Consider the following 18,233-nt stretch of genomic DNA (forward strand, 5'->3'; position numbering starts at 1 on the left):
AAACAGATAGATAATTCATACTAAAAAATAAATAAAGAAATAGTCCATATAAAAGGCTCAGATAATCATCTGAGCCTTAATTTATATGTCCACATACCTTTTAAAAGAATACTATACTTTCGTTAGTTCCTTTTTAAAATTTTCTATGGTTGTTCTGTACATTTCCTCATAAATAGGAAGTATGTTTTTCAAATCGAATTTTATAGCCTGTTCTTTTGCATTTTCTTTCATTTGGGATAAAAGATCGTCGTTACTCAATAGCTTAATGGTATAGTTACTCATAGCTTCCACATTCCCGATTTCTGCTAAATAACCGGTTTCACCCTGAATATTTACTTCAGGAATTCCTCCGGCATTGGAGCTGATTACAGGGGTGTAAGCTGCCATTGCTTCAAGAGCGGCTAACCCAAAGCTTTCCTGCTCCGAAGGCAGTAAAAATACATCTGAAAGCTGTAATATTTTATAAAGATCATTAACCTTACCTAAAAGACGTATTTTGGAGATAAGATCAGGATTTTCTTCCAGAAATTGGTTTACTTTTTCCATATCAGGACCTTCTCCAATGATGATCAGTTTTGACTTTACCTTTTTATTTACGTTTTTAAAAATCTGAAGTACCTCTTCTACACGCTTCACAGGACGAAGGTTTGAGACATGGATCAGTATTTTTTCATCCGGATTTGCAAACTGTGTTCTTTGACATTCAGAACAGTCATCAAATTCAGAATTGTCAATAAAATTGGTAATAACCTGTATTTCCTTTTTGATATTAAAAAACTGAAGGGTATCTTTTTTCAGACTTTCGGAAACCGAAGTAATTGCATCCGACTGATTGATCGAAAACTCTACAGCATGTTTATAACTTGGATGTTGCCCCACAAGGGTAATATCTGTTCCGTGAAGAGTTGTTACCAAAGGAATATCATTATTATCCTCACGAAGCATTTGTTTAGCTGTAAATGCTGCATAGGCATAAGGAATGGCATAATGAGCGTGAAGCAAGTCAAGCTTATAAAGATTGACAACCCGGTAGATCATAGAACTTAACGCAATATCATAAGGCTGATATTGGAAAAGGGGATAAGTTTGAACATTTACCCTGTGAAAGAAAATATTTGGATTGGTAATGTCTAATCTTGCAGGAAGTGCAGAACTGATGAAATGCACTTCATATCCTTTATTGGCAAGTGACATTCCCAATTCTGTTGCTACAATTCCGCTTCCACCATATGTTGGATAGCAAAGTATGCCTATTTTCATTAGATTATTGTTGTTTTGATGTTGTTAAAGATAGAGTAGGGGTAAGATCTATACCCATGCCTGGTTGTAATTGGTCATTTACCAGTACAGGAAGTCTTCCCCATATTTTTGTTTTTCCGTTCAAAGCATCGGCTGTCGCATTCATAGAATCATCATTGTTTTCATAAGAAACAAGAACCGTTGATACTTTTGAAATATCAATGTCTTTTAAAGCATAAGCACTTCCAAATACATTGAGGATTACTTTTTGATTTCTTGTCAGATCACTAAGCGTTTTCTTAGACTCTGCTGATATTTTGTAAGGCTTGTAAGCCGTAGAGTTGTCCTTATGAAAGCCTACAACTACAGTAGAACCTGCCGGAATTGTATTGATTTCGCTTGCTTTTTTTATAATGACATTTGACCCCATTCTATTGGCAAAAGTTTGGTAAGGGGCTTCTTCCAAAGGAACATAATAAATCTGTTTCCCGGCAACAGGAAGAAGTTTTTGATCATCCTTTAATAAAGTTAAGGCATTGGCATATAAATTCTGAACTAATGTTTTATGAGAATCATTATTCAGGTCAGCATTGATGTTATCAGGACTTTTGGGGGTGTATTGAGTCAGTCCTAAAAAGTATTTTGTAAGCAAAATCTTCTTTACACTTTCTTCCACCCGGGATTGAGGGATTTCTCCTTTATCTATGGCTTTCTGAATCAGTTTTTTACCTTCAGAGACGCCCTGTGAGAAAAGCATAATGTCATTTCCTGCGCTGAAGGCCATGGCATCCAGTTCTCCCGGTTTGTATTTATTGGCTACAGCACCCATATTGAGAGCATCTGTGATGATTAATCCTTTATACCCTAATTGGTCTTTCAATAAACCTGTAATGATATTTTTAGAGACTGAAGCTGGAATTCCTTTCCCTGATTCTAAACTCGGAACATATAAATGAGCAACCATTACACCACCGATTCCTTTATCCATTAATGCTTTGAATGGTGCTAATTCTATAGTATTAAGCCTGCTGAGGTTATGAGAAACAACGGGAAGATCAAGGTGTGAATCTGTATTGGTGTCACCATGACCGGGGAAATGTTTGATTGCAGCTAATATATTGTTGTCCTGAAGACCATTAGAATAGGATAGAGCAGATCCAATCACATTATTGACTTCTGATCCAAAGCTTCTGTTACCAATGATAGGATTGTTTGGATTCGTATTGACATCTACTACCGGAGCAAAATCCCAGTTAATACCCATCCTGTGGCAATCTTCTGCAATTTTTGCAGACATCTGGTAAATTAAATTCTTATCCTGAATTGCCCCTAATGTCATTGCCCAAGGAAATTTGTGGGCAGTTGCTATTCTTTGGAACAGCCCCCATTCAGCATCCATTCCGATCATCAACGGAACTTTGGACTTCTGCTGAAACTCATTGACAAGGTTGATTTCTCTAGCTGCATCGTCCTGCATTAAGATCAAACCACCTATTTTATCAGCTGTAACAATATTTCTTACCTGATTGATATAATCCTCTCCTTTATTAGTATATAATGCAACAATAAAGAGTTGTCCCAGTTTTTCATCCTGAGAAAGATTTTTATACGTTTTTTCTACCCATTGCTGTGCCTTTTTCAAATCTTCCTGAGATGTGTTTTTGGGCTGATACTGAGCTTTAATCTTTGGGCTTATCAGTGCAACAATAAAGAGTGAAGTATATACTATTTTCTTCATGACTTTTTGAATAAGAACAAAAATACAATTAAAAAAATGACGAAAACAATGTTTTTTAAATTTTTGGTATATGATTTGAATACGCAATATAAATAATAACTAAACTTTAAATAGAAATGAAAAAAATTCTTCCATTTATATTATTAGCTGGAGTTGGCTTTTTGTCTTTCAGTTGTGATAACAAAGATGATGTTGTCGTACAAAATACGGTCAATGCCCAGATAAAAGATGTTACAGGTACATTTAATAGCAGTAATAATTTTGCATTCAAGCAAGGTATTGCTATTCAGAATACAGATGTAGTACTGGTTTATAGAGATGCCGGAGGTGCATGGCAACAAATTCCTAAAACGGTAGTGTTAGACAATGTAACAGGCATGCCTACGAATAGAGTATTTGAATACAATTTTGTTTTTGATACTCAGAATGTACAGGTAAGATTAGAAAATTGGAACTTTGATTTAACTACTGGTACAACTTCTACAGAGAAAACCAACTGGTTAAATAACCAAAGATTCAGAATTGTATTAGTTCCAGCTGTTTCAGGTAATAACCTAAAATCAGCTAATGCAACTCCACCTGTAGATTATAGCGATTATAACGCAGTAGTAAAATATTATAATCTTAATGATTCTAATGTTTCATCTACAAGAGTAAATTAAGAAATATCTTTTCAGTTTTTTATAATTAAAGAAAGCTCTGGGAGAAATCCTGGAGCTTTTGATTTATATGAAAAATGGATCAACTCTAATAAGATGAAGCCAAGTGTAGCTATTTCTTTTTTGTTGGCAGAAAGCTCCTCAAAAAAGGTGCAGAGCCTCATGTGATGAAATAAGGTATGTCTTAGAAAAATAAAAAAGCTTCAGATAGATTCTGAAGCCTGTTTTATCTTAATTATCATTGTCATCAAGGAGATGTCCAAAGAAATCTTTTTTAGTCTGTAAATAGCCTTTGCTTATTTCATTAGCCGGAATTTGTAAAGGAATCCGTGAATTAAGGTGAATATTACTGTCTACCACATATTTTACCTTTTCAGGATTGTTGGTAAGCAGGTTGATATCTTTTACCTCTAATAGATTCAGGATTTCAATAGCTACTCCAAAGTTTCTGTCATCAGCAGGAAGTCCTAGTTCAAGGTTGGCCTGAACAGTGTCTAGACCTTTTTCCTGTAATGAATACGCCTTTAGTTTATTGATAATTCCAATATTTCTGCCTTCCTGACGAAGATAGACAATAATTCCTCCATTTTCATGGATATATTTCATAGCGGCGTCTAATTGCTGGCCGCATTCACACTTTTTTGAATGGAAAACTTCTCCTGTAATACATTCTGAATGGAAACGCACATTAACAGGTTTTGAAAAATCTGTGTTTTCTGCGATAATAGCCATGTGAGGCATCCAGTCGTTTTCATTTTCAGAGAAAGCTATCATTCGGAAATTGCCATGTTCGGTAGGAACATTGGCCTCCGCCTGAGTTTTGATCATTAATAGTTAATTGTTTTAACTTCCTGGTAAAGCATCTTCAATAACAGAAATATTGGTTTTTAAACGAACCAGGTATCTGTTGAGAACCTCATCATCATCTCTATCAAGATTTTGTCTTTGCTTTTGTATTTTCTTATATGATTTTTCGAAGCTTTTAAGGGCTCTGCTCTTTCCGGCAGAGTTATTCGCATCAATGGCATATAAATAGTTCTGAAGGCTGTATTTCAAGCTTGTTATTTCATCATTCAACCCATTACTTTTAAATTTAGGAAAGGTTGAAATTATATTTGAAATTTCAGAAGCGTTTATATTTTCCTTGATATTGATATTGAAACTCTTTTTTGAGCCTCTGTCAGAATCAGAACCTTTTGTTTCACTATAAAAATTATTCGACAGCGGGGAAAGGTTAAGCTTTTCCGTTGCGCAGGAAGAAGTTATTATTATAATTAGTACTCCAAAAAAAAATCGTTTTTTCATTTCTGTTGCCCTTTTTGATAAAGGATTGGATTAAGACTTTCATCGTTGTACATTTTCATTTGTTTGTACACTTTCATCTTAATATTACCGTTTTCAATGTCAGCAAGCAACTGATCTATGGAAGTTGATAGATCTTCTCTCTGAGTAAGCAGTACATCCAGTTTAGCCTGGCAATTTTTGCGGTGCTCGTCAGAAGCAGATTCTCTATTCGCTTCCAGTGACATATGATAAACCTTTAGAGCAAGAATTGATAATCTGTCTACTGCCCAAGCGGGAGTTTCTGTATTTATTTTTGCTTCAGGTTTAGGAGTTATATTTTCAAACTTTGTAAGGAACCAACTGTCAATATATTCTACCAGATCAGTTCTTTTCTGATTGGAGGCGTCTATTGTTCTCTTCAATTGAAGAGCCTCAGCCGGATCAATATTTTCATCCCTAATTATATCTTCCAAATGCCATTGAACGGTATCAATCCAGTTCTTTGCATACAAAATCCGTTCCAAACTATCTATTTCGAACGGGTTATTAATTAGAGAGTTAACGTTATCAGACACGTGATAGTCTTCAATACATTGATTGAAGACTTTCCATGCAGTCTCAGTGAAATTCATTAATCGTAAGGAATATTAGTTACTGGAAGAATTATTATTTGTAGAAGAAGTTTTATTTTCAGAACCTGGTTTATCTTCTTCTTTTACCGCATCTTTAAATTCTTTGATTCCTGAACCTACTCCTCTCATTAATTCCGGAATTTTCTTTCCTCCAAATAGTAATACCAAAAGTACTGCTACGATAAGGATATGCTGCCAAGATAAGGCTAGTATTGTTATTGTATTCATCTCTTAAAATTTTTACAAAGTTAAGCTTTTTTTAATATGAAATCCAACCTAATGGATCAACTGGTGTACTTCCGTTCCATACTTGGAAATCAAGGGTATAGGAACCGTCAAAATCCTGGGCTACTGTGCCTACAGGAGTCCCTGAAGAAACCTGTTGTCCTTTAGAAACGCTTACATTTCCTAAGTTGGAATAAATAGTAAAATAGCTTCCGTGTTTTACAATAACAGTTTTGGTTCCATCATTGTTTGCCAGTACTGAAGATACTGACCCTGGGTACACAGATTTAGCACGCGTACCGGCAGGAACAGAAATTTTTATTCCGTTATTTTCTTCTGTAATATTTTTGAAAACAGGGTGTGGCTGTCTTCCGAAACGGTGGGTGATTTGTCCCGCTCTGTCTGCAGGATAACCAAGTCTTCCTCTGTTGTCTGCAAAACTGCTTCCGGTAGAAGTAGAAACCCCATAGCTTGTCATGGCCTTTGTTTCCGCAGCTTTTTTATCTTCTTCTTTTCTCTTGGCAAGAGCAGCTTCTGCTGCTTTTGCGGCAGCCAGCTTATTGGCAGCTTCCCGTGATTTAGCAGCAGCTTCATCTGATGCTTTTTTAGCGGCTAATCTTTTAGCTTCATCTCTCGCACTGGCTTCTACTTTGGCGGCCTCTTCATTACGCTTTCTTTCTTCTTCAGCTCTTTTTGCGGCTAACTCAGCAGCTCTTTTAGCTTCAGCTTCAGCCAATCTTCTTTCTCTTTCCAGCGCTTCGGCTCTGGCTTTAGCTTCGGCTTCAATTCTCGCCTTCTCTCTTTCTGCAGCGATTTTGGCTAAACGGATTTTTTCGGCTTCCGCTTTTCTTCTTGCTTCTTCTTCAGCCTTTGCTATTCTTATTTCCTCAGCAATAATTGCTCTGATCTGTCCTTCAAGGGCTTTAGACTGAACCTGTTTTTGTTTAAGCTCAACCGTAAGTTTCGACTCGTTCTTTTTGAATTCAGTAACAAGCTGTTCCTTTTGTGCCCTTTCTGCATTAATCGTTGCAAGATCTTTTTGTTGGTTGATCAACAGATTTTCTTTTGCTTTTACCGAGTTTTGTCTTTGTGCAATTGTTTTTTTGATCTGATTGGCTGCATCAGTGATTTCGGCAGCTTTCTTATCCTGATAATCAGAATATTGTTTCAGGTACTGTACTCTACGTATAGCTTCTCCTAAATTCTTGGAAGAAAGGATAAAGGTTACTTTATTTTGTACACCTTTGTTTTTATAAGCATTTACAAGAACTTCAGCATAATTTTTTCTCAGAACTGCCAATTCCTTATTCTGACGATTGATCTCCAGCTGGCGCAGGTAGATATCATCTTCGATAAATCTTTTTTCTTTCTGGGTATTATTGTAAACCTTTTCTCTTAAAACTAACTTTTGATTAACGTTGGTGAGATAGGCTAAAGAAAGTTTAGATTCGCTTCGGGTTTTGGCTAAATCTGAATTTATTTGTGCAATTTGTTTTTTAAGTTCGGCATTCTGTTTTTGCAGCTGTTCTTTATTCTGCTGTCCCTGGTGCAGTCCGAACACCAAAATACCTATTAAAAAGCTAAATTTTTTAATCATTTAATCTCAATTTTCTTATAACTGGATGGTACAGAATAAGCTGTTTCCATCCTCGAAAAGTCAAATTTCGTATTTTCCATTAAAATCTGACTAGATTTTGAGCCTTTTATAATTATTTTAACATTTTTTGGAAGGCGGATTCCTTCATATTCATTCCAGTCACTGTAAGAAATTTCCAGCTCATCCGGAGATAAAACATCTTTAAGGTTTACGCTCAGTAAATCATAGTTCGTGTCATATTGCAGGACAATTTTATACTCCCTGTTTTTTTCGTCAGTGACAATTTTCTGATTGACCTTGGAGGCCATTTTATATCCCTGTGCATTTTGAGTCAGGGTAAATTGTGAGTCACTGATCTTTACAAAAGTTCTGCCCATCAGTATTTTCTCCAAAGATTTATAGTCGATGAAATTAACATTCAATAGATTATTAAGATAATCAAAATCAGAATCAATATAGACCTTGTTTACTTTATCCTGACCTTTTATCCCTTCCGGAGTGGCAATTCCTCTTGCCACATTCAGGAATACAGCCCTTAAGTTCATCCATACTTTTTTATCATTTTCGATATATACGGTTGCATCCAGGGTAGGTATAAAACTTCCGGTTTCTACACGGACTTTACTGTCGATCTTGATCTGCTCAAACTTTGGTGGGATTAATACATGCTCGAAAAAAGTGAGTTTATCGCTCACCGGTTCATTTACATCTTTTGGACTTTTATTATTTTCTGCAGTGGTAATACTGTCCTGTGCGTTGCCATTATTATTTTTAATGGCATTTCTTGTTTTACAGGATGATAAGGCAAGAAGTAATAAAAGGAGTGGAATCCAATTTTTCATGTATTTATCTTTTCAATTAAAAAATACGTTGCAATATTAACGCCAAACCACACAAGATGTTTTGTGTGGTTTGATGATATTATATTTATGTTAAATAATTTCTGATCTTATTTATTTAGATAGAAAATCCAAAACGGAATAATCTCCTAAGGAAATTTCTCTCGCTACCCCGAAATACTGAGCAGAATTACCAATCATAGAATTCGAAAGGTTTCCGTGGTTGATTTTTGTATTCTCCTGAATAAGGGAATGCTCAATATTAGAGTTTACAATTACAGTATTGTTTCCTAACGAAACACCAGGTCCTATTTTAGAGTTAGAAATTTTTACATTTTCTCCAATAAAACAAGGTGGAATAATCAATGAGTTTTCAATGCTTGCTGAAGCAGGATGGTGTGCCATTGCCTCAGTTTCATAGGCTAGGATTTTACTGTTGGTCTCTACTGTAGCATTCTTGTTTCCGCAGTCCATCCAGTCGTTTACTTTTCCTAATGTAAACTTGGCCCCTTTCGCTCTAAGGTTTTCCAGAGCTGTAGTCAGTTGGTATTCACCACCATTTTTAATATCATTATCCATGATATAATTGATTTCATTCATTAGCTTTTCAGCACTGTTGAAGTAATAGATCCCAATGATGGCAAGATCTGAAACAAAAGTCTGTGGCTTTTCAACGAAATCAGTAATGAAACCGTAATTATCTAATTTTACCACCCCAAAAGCAGATGGATCTTCTACGCTTTTCACCCAGATCACCCCGTCAGAGTTTTTATCCAGCTGGAAATCTGCACGGAAAAGAGTATCTGCAAATGCAATCACTACATCTCCTTGCATAGACTGTTCAGCACATTTTATAGCGTGTGCTGTTCCCAGAGGGTCATTCTGGTAGTATATACTTCCTTTTGCTCCCAGCTTTTCAGCAATCTGAATAAGGGATCTTTCGATCTCAGGACCAAAATCTCCGATGATAAAAGCTACCTCTTCAATATCTTCTCCTGCTACCTTAGCAATATCTTCTACCAATCTCTGTACAATAGGTTTTCCTGCAATAGGAATAAGAGGTTTTGGAACAGTCAGTGTATGTGGACGTAATCTGGAACCACGTCCAGCCATTGGAACAATAATTTTCATAAATTATATAAGTAAGTTTTGTTTAAGTTTATTCCTTTTGCTAAAGATAATAATTAAAACGTTTTTATAACGTAATATTTATCATGCTTATGGCTTTGTTTAATGTTTTTCAGGCTTTGTAAGCATCAAAATAGAGACCAAAGTTTAATTCTTTCTGATTCTTGATAAAATAATATTTTTTTCAGAATACAGTAAAATTCCTACGAAGATCAAAAATAATAAATTGCTTGTGATGATATTATAGTTGAGGTATCTTACAATGATAAAACTAAAAGCTCCAAGTAGTATCAAAAAGAACGACATTTTCTTCATTCTGTAAGGTATCGGATAGTATTTTTGACCTAATACATAAGAAATAATCATCATAATGACATAGGCTCCAAAAGTTGCCCATGCAGAGCCAATCATGCTGTGATAATAGTTTAGTGCCAGGTAATTTAAAGCAATGTTAATGCACGCTCCAATCCATGAAATTATGGTTCCTACGCTGGTTCTGTCTGTTACTTTATACCAGGTGGAAAAGTTATAATATATTCCGAAGCAAAGGTTGGCAACGACAATAATCGGGATAATGTCTATTGCGATCCAATAAGATTTGTTGGGGATAAAAACATCTTTCAGCCATGCAATATTGGCAATAATTCCTAAGGCTACAGCACAGGCAAAAAAGGCAAAGTATTCGGCTACTTTAGCATAGGTTTTTTTAGCATCACCTTTATCCATTTGTTTAAAGAAGAAAGGCTCAATACCCATACGATAAGCTGTAACAAATAATGTCATCAGTACAGCCAATTTATAACAGCCGCCATAAGCACCGGCTTCTTCATCCGAAATATGATTTCTTTGAATTGACTTATCAAAGTTTTCATTGACCATAAAAGCCAAACCGGCTAACATAAGTGGAAATGAATACCGAATCATACGTCCAAACAAAGAGGTTACGAACTGGAATCTTACCTTTAGAATAATGGGAAATAATAATAAAAAACCTAAAGCACTTCCTGCTAAATTACTAAAGAACGGATAATCGACATTTTGGTCCAGACCAAAACTTTTTGATATGTTTTCCGGAATCCAGAAGAATAATGCCGCTGTAAAAACAGCCTGGAATATAGCCTGAACAACTCTTACTGCAGAATATTTGATAGGTTTGTTATGGAAACGCAGCCATGCAAAAGGAATCACCAGCAAATTATCGAAGAAAGCAATTAAAGCAAACCATTTAATATACTCAGGGTTATCATGATACCCTAAATAATCAGCAATCGGTTGGTTAAATAAATAACATAGCAGCAGAAAAATGCTGGAAGTTGAAAACAAAAACCAAAACGAAGTGTTGAAGGTTCTTTTTTCATTACCTTCTTCAGCCGAAAATCGGAAATACGCTGTTTCAAAACCGAAAGAAAGGATAATATTAACAAATGAAATCCATGCGTAAAGCTGTGTGAAAATTGCAAAACCTTCATTGGGAATTTTATAGATCAAAAGTGGATTAAGGATGAATAGAATTATTCTGGGTGCTATAGCTCCTGCTCCGTAGATGATTGTTTGTCCTAATAGTTTCTTGTACAAAGTCGAAATTTTTTACAAATGTAAAACTTTAAGTATTCGTTTTGTGATTTTGAAGGTAATTAAAACATAAAATCTTAATTTTACCGGGAAATAAATTGAAATGAAAGTTCTTATCAAAAACGTAAAAATCGTCAACGAAGGCCAGGTCTTTGAAAGCGATATCTTAATAGAAAATGATTTAATTTCTAAAATAGGCACTGGTATTTCTGAAGATGCAGATCAGATCATTGACGGTTCAGGAAAATATCTTCTTCCGGGCGTTATTGATGATCAGGTACACTTTCGTGATCCGGGGCTGACTCATAAAGGAGATATAGAAAGTGAATCGAGAGCAGCTATTGCCGGTGGAATAACCAGTTTTATAGATCAACCGAATACCGTTCCCAATGCTGTTACACAGGAATTATTAGCTGATAAATATGAAATTGCCTCCCGGAAAGCTTATGCGAATTATGGTTTCATGATGGGAGGAACTAATGATAACCTTGAAGAAGTTTTAAAAACCGATCCCCGAAATGTTCCCGGAATTAAGCTATTCTTAGGCTCATCCACAGGAAATATGCTGGTTGATAATCCTGAAACACTGGAAAATATTTTCAGCAACACAAAAATGCTTATTGCTGTTCATTGTGAAGATGAAGCCACTATCAGAGCTAATACACAAAAATATCTGGATGAATATGGGGAGGATATTCCTGTAAAATTTCATCATTTGATACGAAGTGAGGAAGCTTGTTATAAATCTTCTTCAAAAGCTATTGAGCTGGCAGAGAAAACAGGAGCCCGACTTCATGTATTCCATCTTTCAACAGCTAAGGAAATGAGTCTTTTCAGAAATGATATTCCATTAAAAGAAAAGAAGATTACCGCTGAGGTTTGTGTTCATCATTTAACCTTTACCAATGAAGATTATGAAACAAGAGGAGGTTTAATTAAATGGAATCCTGCTGTAAAAACACAAAAAGATAAAGACGGTCTTTGGGAGGCTTTATTGGATGGTAGAATTGATGTGATTGCTACCGATCATGCACCGCATACTGCAGAAGAAAAACAGAATGTATATACAAAATGTCCTTCAGGAGCACCTTTGGTACAGCACTCATTGGTAGTGATGCTGGAGAATTATAGAAATGGTAAAATATCTCTTGAGCAGATTGTTGAAAAAATGTGTCATAATCCAGCTATCCTTTTCAGAGTTGAGAAGAGAGGTTTTGTGAAAGAAGGTTATAAAGCAGACCTGGTAGTAGTGGATCTGGATGAAAACTGGACGGTTGCTAAAGATAATTTATTGTACAAATGCGGTTGGAGCCCATTAGAAGGGATGAATTTCCATTCCAAGGTAACTCATACTTTTGTCAACGGACATTTGGTGTATGATAACGGAAAAATTGCAGAAGAAAAGTTTGGAGAGCGTTTGCTTTTTGAAGTTCAGAAGTAATACCCCAAAGGTAAAACTGTGAAAGATATTTAGTGATAAATATATCAATAGAAGCGGGCTTTAGCCCGCTTTTTAATTTTATAATATCCATTGGCTTTAGCCCAAACCTGCGATAGCCCAGAATATAAAATCAAAAAAAGACTGCTAAATGCAGCCTTTTTTACAGGGTAAGAGCCTGTGTATTTTTTACAATCATCTACTCAATTCGCTTAATCTGAGAACGTTTGTACTTATTAACCACGAATAATAGATGGTTTTATGAAACGGTTACTTCCTTGCTTTATTACTCATATAAAACGTAAGTTTCCCTCCATTCATGATCTCGGCATGTTTTAAGGTGAAATTTTTAATTTCTTTTCCGTTTAAAAGAATTTTCTGAACATATACATTCTTTTGGCTTTGGTTGACTGCTTCTATCTCAAAGGTTTTCCCGTTTTCCAAATGTAAGACTGCCTGGTCAACGGCCGGGCTTCCGATTGCATAATCTTCTGAACCGGGAGCAACAGGGTAAAAGCCAAGTGAGCTCAGAATATACCATGCACTCATTTGCCCCGTATCGTCATTACCTCCCAGTCCATCAGGAGTAGCTTTATACTGCATTTCTAAAATACGTCGAACTTGTGACTGAGTTTTCCAGGGTTGTCCTGCCCAGTTATAAAAATAGGCAACATGGTGTGCCGGCTCGTTGCCATGTACATATCCTCCGATGATTCCTTCCCGGGTAATATCTTCCGTATCTGCAAAAAATGCATCCGGCAAATGCATTGTGAACAACTCATCCAGTTTTGAGGCAAATTTTTTCCTGCCTCCTATCATTTTAATCAGTTCATCAGGATTCTGGGGAACAAAGAAGCTGTAGTTCCAGGAATTCCCTTCAATGAAACCCTGTCCATGTGTACTTAATACATCAAAATCTTTTTTGAAACTTCCGTCAGCCAGACGCGGACGCATAAACCCGATGGTTGCGTCGAAATTATTTTTCCAGTTTTCAGAACGTTTGATGAATTGATTATAAATTTCTGTTTCACCCAAATGTTTTGCCAGCTGAGCAATTGCCCAGTCATCATAAGCATATTCTAATGTATTTGAAACTGAAGTTCCATTTTTTTCAGCTGGGATGTACCCCAAATCAATATACTGACCTATACCTTCATAATTCCTTTTATTGGCAGTTTCCACACAGGCTTTAAGAGCTTCTTTAGGATTACCTGTATAATTTCCTTTAATAATGGCATCCGCGACAACGCTTACACTGTGATAGCCACTCATACACCAGTTGTCATTTGCATAATGAGACCATATGGGAAGCATTTTCATCGAAAACTGGTCATAATGGGCTATCATCGATTTTACCATATCATTATTTCGCTTAGGCTGAATGATATTGAAAAAAGGATGAAGGGCGCGATAGGTATCCCATAATGAGAAAGTGGTATAATTTGTAAAACCTTCTGCCTTATGAGTATTCTGATCCAATCCTTTATATTCTCCGTTGACATCCATATAGACTGTCGGATTAATGAAAGTATGGTACATGGCAGTGTAAAAGTTAGTTTTTTCAGTTTCAGATCCCTGAATGACAATCTTGTTTAATTCCTTATTCCAATCTTCCTGAGTTTTTGCTCTTACCTGATCAAAAGATAAATTTCCGGTTTCTTTTTCCAGATTTTCCAGGGCATTAACTTGACTTACAGGAGAAATAGCCAGTTTTACTTCGATGGCTTCATTTTCATTGGTGTCAAAATCAAAATACATTTTCAGATTTTTACCAGCGATTTCCGGAAAGTTTTCCGTTTGGTTAAATTTTCTCCAAAATCCTTTATACACCTGTGTTCCATCATAATTTTTCTGACCATATGATTTAAAAGGTTTTGAAAATGTCATCGCAAAATAAACAGTTCTGGTTCTTGCCCAGCCGTTTGTCTGACGATATCCTGTTATTGTATTCCCATTTTCTACCCGAACATAAGTCCAGACATTTTTACTGTCATAATTATAAATTCCGGCCATTAGATCCAGGATGATGTGGGATTGATCCGATTTAGGAAATGTATAGCGGTGAACTCCGGTTCTTGTCGTCGATGTTAGTTCTGCCAGAATATTATAGTCATCGAGTTTTACTTTGTAATATCCAGCTTCTGCTTTTTCATTCTGATGGGAAAACCTGCTTCTGTAACCGCTTTCAGGATGAGAAGATGTTCCGGGGTTCAATTGCAGTTTTCCGACGGTAGGCATGATAAGGAAATCTCCGAGATCAGAATGTCCTGTTCCGCTGAAGTGTGTGGAACTGAATCCTGTAATTGTTTTGTCTTCATAGCGGTATCCTGCACAATATTTATAAACATCACCATTGTATTTTCCATTGAGTTCATAGGAAATGGTATCGGTTTCCGGGCTTAGCTGCACTGCTCCGAACGGTGCAGTTGCACCGGGATAAGTGTGTCCCATTTTTTCAGTTCCGATGAGCGGATTTACATATTGGTATAACTTTTCAAACTTTTGAGCACTAAAGTTTGAACTACAAAATAACAATGATAGAACAAGAACAGTTCCCGGATTTTTCATGAGCAACGATATTATTAGGGCCTAAAATTAATTAAAAAAATAAAGAATATTATTTATGGCATTATTTATAAATTTAATTTAGGGACAATCCGTTCAATATTTATTATTTTTAGAAAAATATTATACATGAATTTATATACACAACCAATGTTGCGTGAAGGCGCACTGAAAGATAAAGTAGCGATTGTAACGGGAGGAGGAAGTGGCCTTGGAAAAGCCATGACTAAATATTTCCTTGAGTTAGGAGCCAATGTGGTGATCACTTCCCGAAATATTGAAAAACTTCAGACTACTGCCAAGGAGCTGGAAGAGGAAACAGGAGGGAAAGTTCTATGTGTAGCTTGTGATGTGAGAAACTGGGATGAAGTGGAAGCAATGAAAGAGGCAACCTTGAAAGAGTTTGGTAAAATAGATATCCTTTTGAATAATGCGGCCGGAAACTTTATCTCTCCAACAGAAAGATTAACGCATTCTGCTTTTGATTCTATTTTAGATATCGTTTTAAAAGGAACAAAGAACTGTACACTTTCAGTGGGCAAACATTGGATAGATACTAAACATGCAGGGACTGTTTTAAATATTGTGACCACTTATTCTTGGACGGGGTCTGCCTATGTTGTTCCTTCCGCGTGTGCTAAAGCAGGTGTTTTGGCTATGACGAGATCTTTAGCTGTAGAATGGGCGAAATATGGAATCCGTTTTAATGCGATAGCGCCTGGACCTTTCCCAACAAAAGGTGCCTGGGACAGACTGTTGCCTGGTGATTTACAGGAAAAATTTGATATGAGGAAAAAAGTACCTTTGAGAAGAGTGGGAGAGCATCAGGAATTGGCAAACCTGGCAGCCTACCTTGTCTCAGATTATTCTGCTTATATGAATGGTGAAGTGGTAACTATCGACGGTGGCGAATGGCTTCAGGGAGCAGGAGAGTTTAATATGCTGGAAGATATTCCTCAGGAAATGTGGGATGCTTTAGAAGCCATGATTAAGTCTAAAAAATCAAATTAAATAAAAAAAATAAATAAAAGACTCCTGAATTTGTAACAATTTCAGGAGTTTTTTTTACCTATGTATAAAATAATTAAATGAATTGTAAACTTCCAACCCTGGTTTCTGCAGTTGCATTTTTCCTTTTTTCAGGATCTGTATATGCACAGGAAGCCCCCAAATATGATTATGTAGAGGCCTTTAAGCCATTTTTTTATCCTCAGACAGGTACGGAAACCCGTTCTGCAAGTGGTCAGCCCGGTCATGCTTATTGGCAGAATTCAGCAGACTATCATATGAATGTCAGTCTGAATGAAGATAAAAAAGAAATTGCAGGTACTGCTGAAATCACTTACACGAATAACAGTCCTGATGCATTGAATTTTCTTTGGTTACAGCTGGATCAGAATTTATTTGCAAAAGATTCCCGGGGAAATGGAGTAGTTCCTATGTCAGGAAGCCGAAACGGAGCCCATGGTGAGGAACTGAATGGAGGATATCATATTAAATCGGTAAAACTGGACGGTAAAGAAGTACAATACACCATTACAGATACAAGAATGCAGATTGACCTTCCTAAGGAACTGAAAGCAAAAGGAGGTAAAGCAAAAATTGCCATTGAATATTCTTTTATCTCTCCGGAATACGGGTCAGACAGAATGGGGGTTCAGGATACAAAAAATGGTAAAATATTTACCATGGCACAGTGGTATCCAAGAATGTGCGTTTACGATGATGTATTGGGATGGAATACGATGCCTTATCTTGGAGCATCGGAGTTTTATTTGGAATATGGAAATATTACAGCGAATATTACAGTACCTGCTAATCACTATGTGGTCGCCTCCGGTGAGCTTCTTAATGAGAAAGAAGTTTATACTAAGGAGGAAATCAACAGATGGAATGAAGCCAGAAACAGTGATAAAACAGTAATGATTCATTCTGAATCTGAAATTGGCAAAAATAAAACGGCCGGAACAAAAACATGGAAGTTTAAAATTGTACAGGCAAGGGATTTTGCCTGGGCATCATCTTCAGGGTTTATCATAGATGCATCAAGAATCAATCTCCCAAGCGGGAAGAAGTCACTGGCTATTTCTGCATATCCTGCAGAAAGCGCAGGAGATAAAGCATGGGGAAGATCTACGGAATATACCAAGGCTGCTATAGAGCACTACTCAAATAAATGGTACGAATATACTTATCCGGCAGCTACTAATGTTGCAGGAAATGAAGGCGGAATGGAATATCCCGGAATTGTATTCTGTCATATGGATTCAAAAGGAGAAAGTCTTTGGGGGGTTACCGATCATGAATTTGGACATAATTGGTTTCCTATGATCGTAGGTTCTAATGAAAGATTATTTGCATGGATGGATGAAGGGTTTAATACTTTCATCAACGGACTGTCAACGGAAGCTTTTAATAAAGGAGAATATTATAAAAAACCAAACCTTGCCCGCTCAGGAAGCTATCTGATGGGTGATAATCTGGAGCCTATAATGGTGGGACCGGATAATATGAAGGAAAGAAATATTGCCGCTTTAGCCTATTATAAACCAGGTACAGGATTATCAGTTTTAAGAGAAGCCATTTTGGGGCCTGAAAAATTTGATAAGGCATTCCGAACTTATATCAACCGTTGGGCTTTTAAACATCCTACTCCCTGGGATTTCTTCCATACGATGGAGAATGTTTCCGGAGAAGAGCTGAACTGGTTTTGGAGAGGTTGGTTTTTTAATAAGTGGAAAATTGATCAGGCGGTTAAAAATGTAAAATATATCAATGGCGATTTTAAGAACGGGGCTGAGGTGACTGTCGAAAATTTAGGACAGCTACCCATGCCTACTACTGTTCAGGTAAAATTCAAGGATGGAACGCTGAAAACGGTAAAAATACCTGTGGAAGTCTGGAAAAGAAATACAGAATGGACTTTCAAAGTAGAGGCTGCGAAGGAAATAGATGAGGTAAAACTGGATCCGAATGCTGTGGTTCCCGATATTAATGCGAAAAACAATACTTGGGCATCTTCTGATGCAAAACCTGTGGAAAAAATTAATGCAAAAGATTTTACAGGATCATATGCAAGCAAAGAGATCAATTTTAAGATCACATTTGTGGAGAAGAACGGACAACTTTTGGGAAGTGTAATGGGGCAGCCGGAATTTCCTTTTGAATATGTAGGGGATAATAAATTCACTTTTGACCCCGCTGAGCTGACCGTTGTTTTCAGTAAAGATAAAAAGATGATTACGCTTACAGAAGGAGGAAGAGAATTCAAATTCAATAAAGAATAATCTTAATTTAACAATATTATCATACGAATA

Annotated in this window: 15 protein-coding genes; 4 read left to right on the forward strand and 11 right to left on the reverse strand. The window is 36.5% G+C overall.

Features of this window, described 5'->3' with window-relative positions:
* Positions 1–111: 111 nt before the first annotated feature.
* Together bshA and B8967_RS21120 are read right to left on the reverse strand one after the other, a co-directional pair.
* Positions 112–1,260, reverse strand: coding sequence for an N-acetyl-alpha-D-glucosaminyl L-malate synthase BshA (bshA, locus tag B8967_RS21115; RefSeq protein ID WP_047494729.1), 1,149 nt, complete (start codon positions 1,258–1,260; stop codon positions 112–114).
* Positions 1,261–1,264: 4 nt separating this feature from the next.
* On the reverse strand, positions 1,265–2,977 hold the full coding sequence (locus B8967_RS21120; RefSeq protein ID WP_084087773.1) for a glycoside hydrolase family 3 protein: 1,713 nt from the start codon (positions 2,975–2,977) through the stop codon (positions 1,265–1,267).
* A gap of 116 nt (positions 2,978–3,093) precedes the next feature.
* On the opposite strand from B8967_RS21120, the gene B8967_RS21125 reads away from it, so the two are divergent.
* On the forward strand, positions 3,094–3,639 hold the full coding sequence (locus tag B8967_RS21125) for a hypothetical protein (protein WP_084087774.1): 546 nt from the start codon (positions 3,094–3,096) through the stop codon (positions 3,637–3,639).
* 228 nt (positions 3,640–3,867) lie between these two features.
* Here B8967_RS21125 and ribA read toward each other — a convergent pair whose 3' ends face one another.
* The 8 genes from ribA to B8967_RS21165 form a co-directional block, all read right to left on the reverse strand.
* A complete protein-coding gene (gene ribA, locus B8967_RS21130; protein WP_047494913.1) occupies positions 3,868–4,464 on the reverse strand; it encodes a GTP cyclohydrolase II in 597 nt (198 codons plus the stop codon).
* A 15-nt stretch (positions 4,465–4,479) separates the two neighbouring features.
* Positions 4,480–4,941, reverse strand: a complete 462-nt coding sequence (locus B8967_RS21135; RefSeq protein WP_047494916.1) for a hypothetical protein — start codon at positions 4,939–4,941, stop codon at positions 4,480–4,482.
* Complete coding sequence (locus B8967_RS21140; RefSeq protein WP_084087775.1) at positions 4,938–5,552, reverse strand: DUF4254 domain-containing protein; 615 nt, start codon at positions 5,550–5,552, stop codon at positions 4,938–4,940. Before B8967_RS21140 ends, B8967_RS21135 begins: the two co-directional genes overlap by 4 nt.
* A gap of 15 nt (positions 5,553–5,567) precedes the next feature.
* The gene (locus B8967_RS21145) at positions 5,568–5,780 is read right to left on the reverse strand and encodes a twin-arginine translocase TatA/TatE family subunit (protein ID WP_047494921.1); all 213 of its coding nucleotides are present in this window, start codon (positions 5,778–5,780) and stop codon (positions 5,568–5,570) included.
* 31 nt (positions 5,781–5,811) lie between these two features.
* Positions 5,812–7,374 carry a peptidoglycan DD-metalloendopeptidase family protein gene (locus B8967_RS21150; RefSeq protein WP_084087776.1) on the reverse strand — a complete coding sequence of 521 codons (1,563 nt, stop codon included), beginning with the start codon at positions 7,372–7,374 and terminating at the stop codon, positions 5,812–5,814.
* Positions 7,371–8,216 (reverse strand): lipoprotein insertase outer membrane protein LolB1, encoded by an 846-nt coding sequence (locus B8967_RS21155; RefSeq protein ID WP_084087777.1) that lies wholly within the window; start codon positions 8,214–8,216, stop codon positions 7,371–7,373. Before B8967_RS21155 ends, B8967_RS21150 begins: the two co-directional genes overlap by 4 nt.
* A 111-nt stretch (positions 8,217–8,327) precedes the next feature.
* Positions 8,328–9,344, reverse strand: a complete 1,017-nt coding sequence (locus B8967_RS21160; RefSeq protein WP_047494930.1) for a sugar phosphate nucleotidyltransferase — start codon at positions 9,342–9,344, stop codon at positions 8,328–8,330.
* 144 nt (positions 9,345–9,488) lie between these two features.
* Positions 9,489–10,916, reverse strand: a complete 1,428-nt coding sequence (locus B8967_RS21165; RefSeq protein ID WP_084087778.1) for an oligosaccharide flippase family protein — start codon at positions 10,914–10,916, stop codon at positions 9,489–9,491.
* A 100-nt stretch (positions 10,917–11,016) separates the two neighbouring features.
* Here B8967_RS21165 and B8967_RS21170 point away from each other — a divergent pair, with 100 nt between their 5' ends.
* A complete protein-coding gene (locus B8967_RS21170; RefSeq protein WP_047494938.1) occupies positions 11,017–12,354 on the forward strand; it encodes a dihydroorotase in 1,338 nt (445 codons plus the stop codon).
* Positions 12,355–12,621: 267 nt separating this feature from the next.
* Here the strand turns inward: B8967_RS21170 and B8967_RS21175 are convergent, their stop codons facing one another.
* Entirely contained in the window at positions 12,622–14,919 is a 2,298-nt protein-coding gene (locus B8967_RS21175) for a GH92 family glycosyl hydrolase (protein ID WP_084087779.1), read from the reverse strand.
* Between the two features lie 126 nt (positions 14,920–15,045).
* On the opposite strand from B8967_RS21175, the gene B8967_RS21180 reads away from it, so the two are divergent.
* Positions 15,046–15,927: an SDR family oxidoreductase gene (locus B8967_RS21180; protein ID WP_084087780.1), complete on the forward strand. Its 882-nt coding sequence runs from the start codon at positions 15,046–15,048 to the stop codon at positions 15,925–15,927.
* Positions 15,928–16,004: 77 nt separating this feature from the next.
* The gene (locus B8967_RS21185; RefSeq protein WP_084087781.1) at positions 16,005–18,203 is read left to right on the forward strand and encodes a M1 family metallopeptidase; all 2,199 of its coding nucleotides are present in this window, start codon (positions 16,005–16,007) and stop codon (positions 18,201–18,203) included.
* Positions 18,204–18,233 lie beyond the last annotated feature (30 nt).

Source organism: Chryseobacterium sp. YR221 (genome assembly GCF_900176315.1).
Classification (GTDB): Bacteria; Bacteroidota; Bacteroidia; order Flavobacteriales; family Weeksellaceae; genus Chryseobacterium; species Chryseobacterium rhizosphaerae.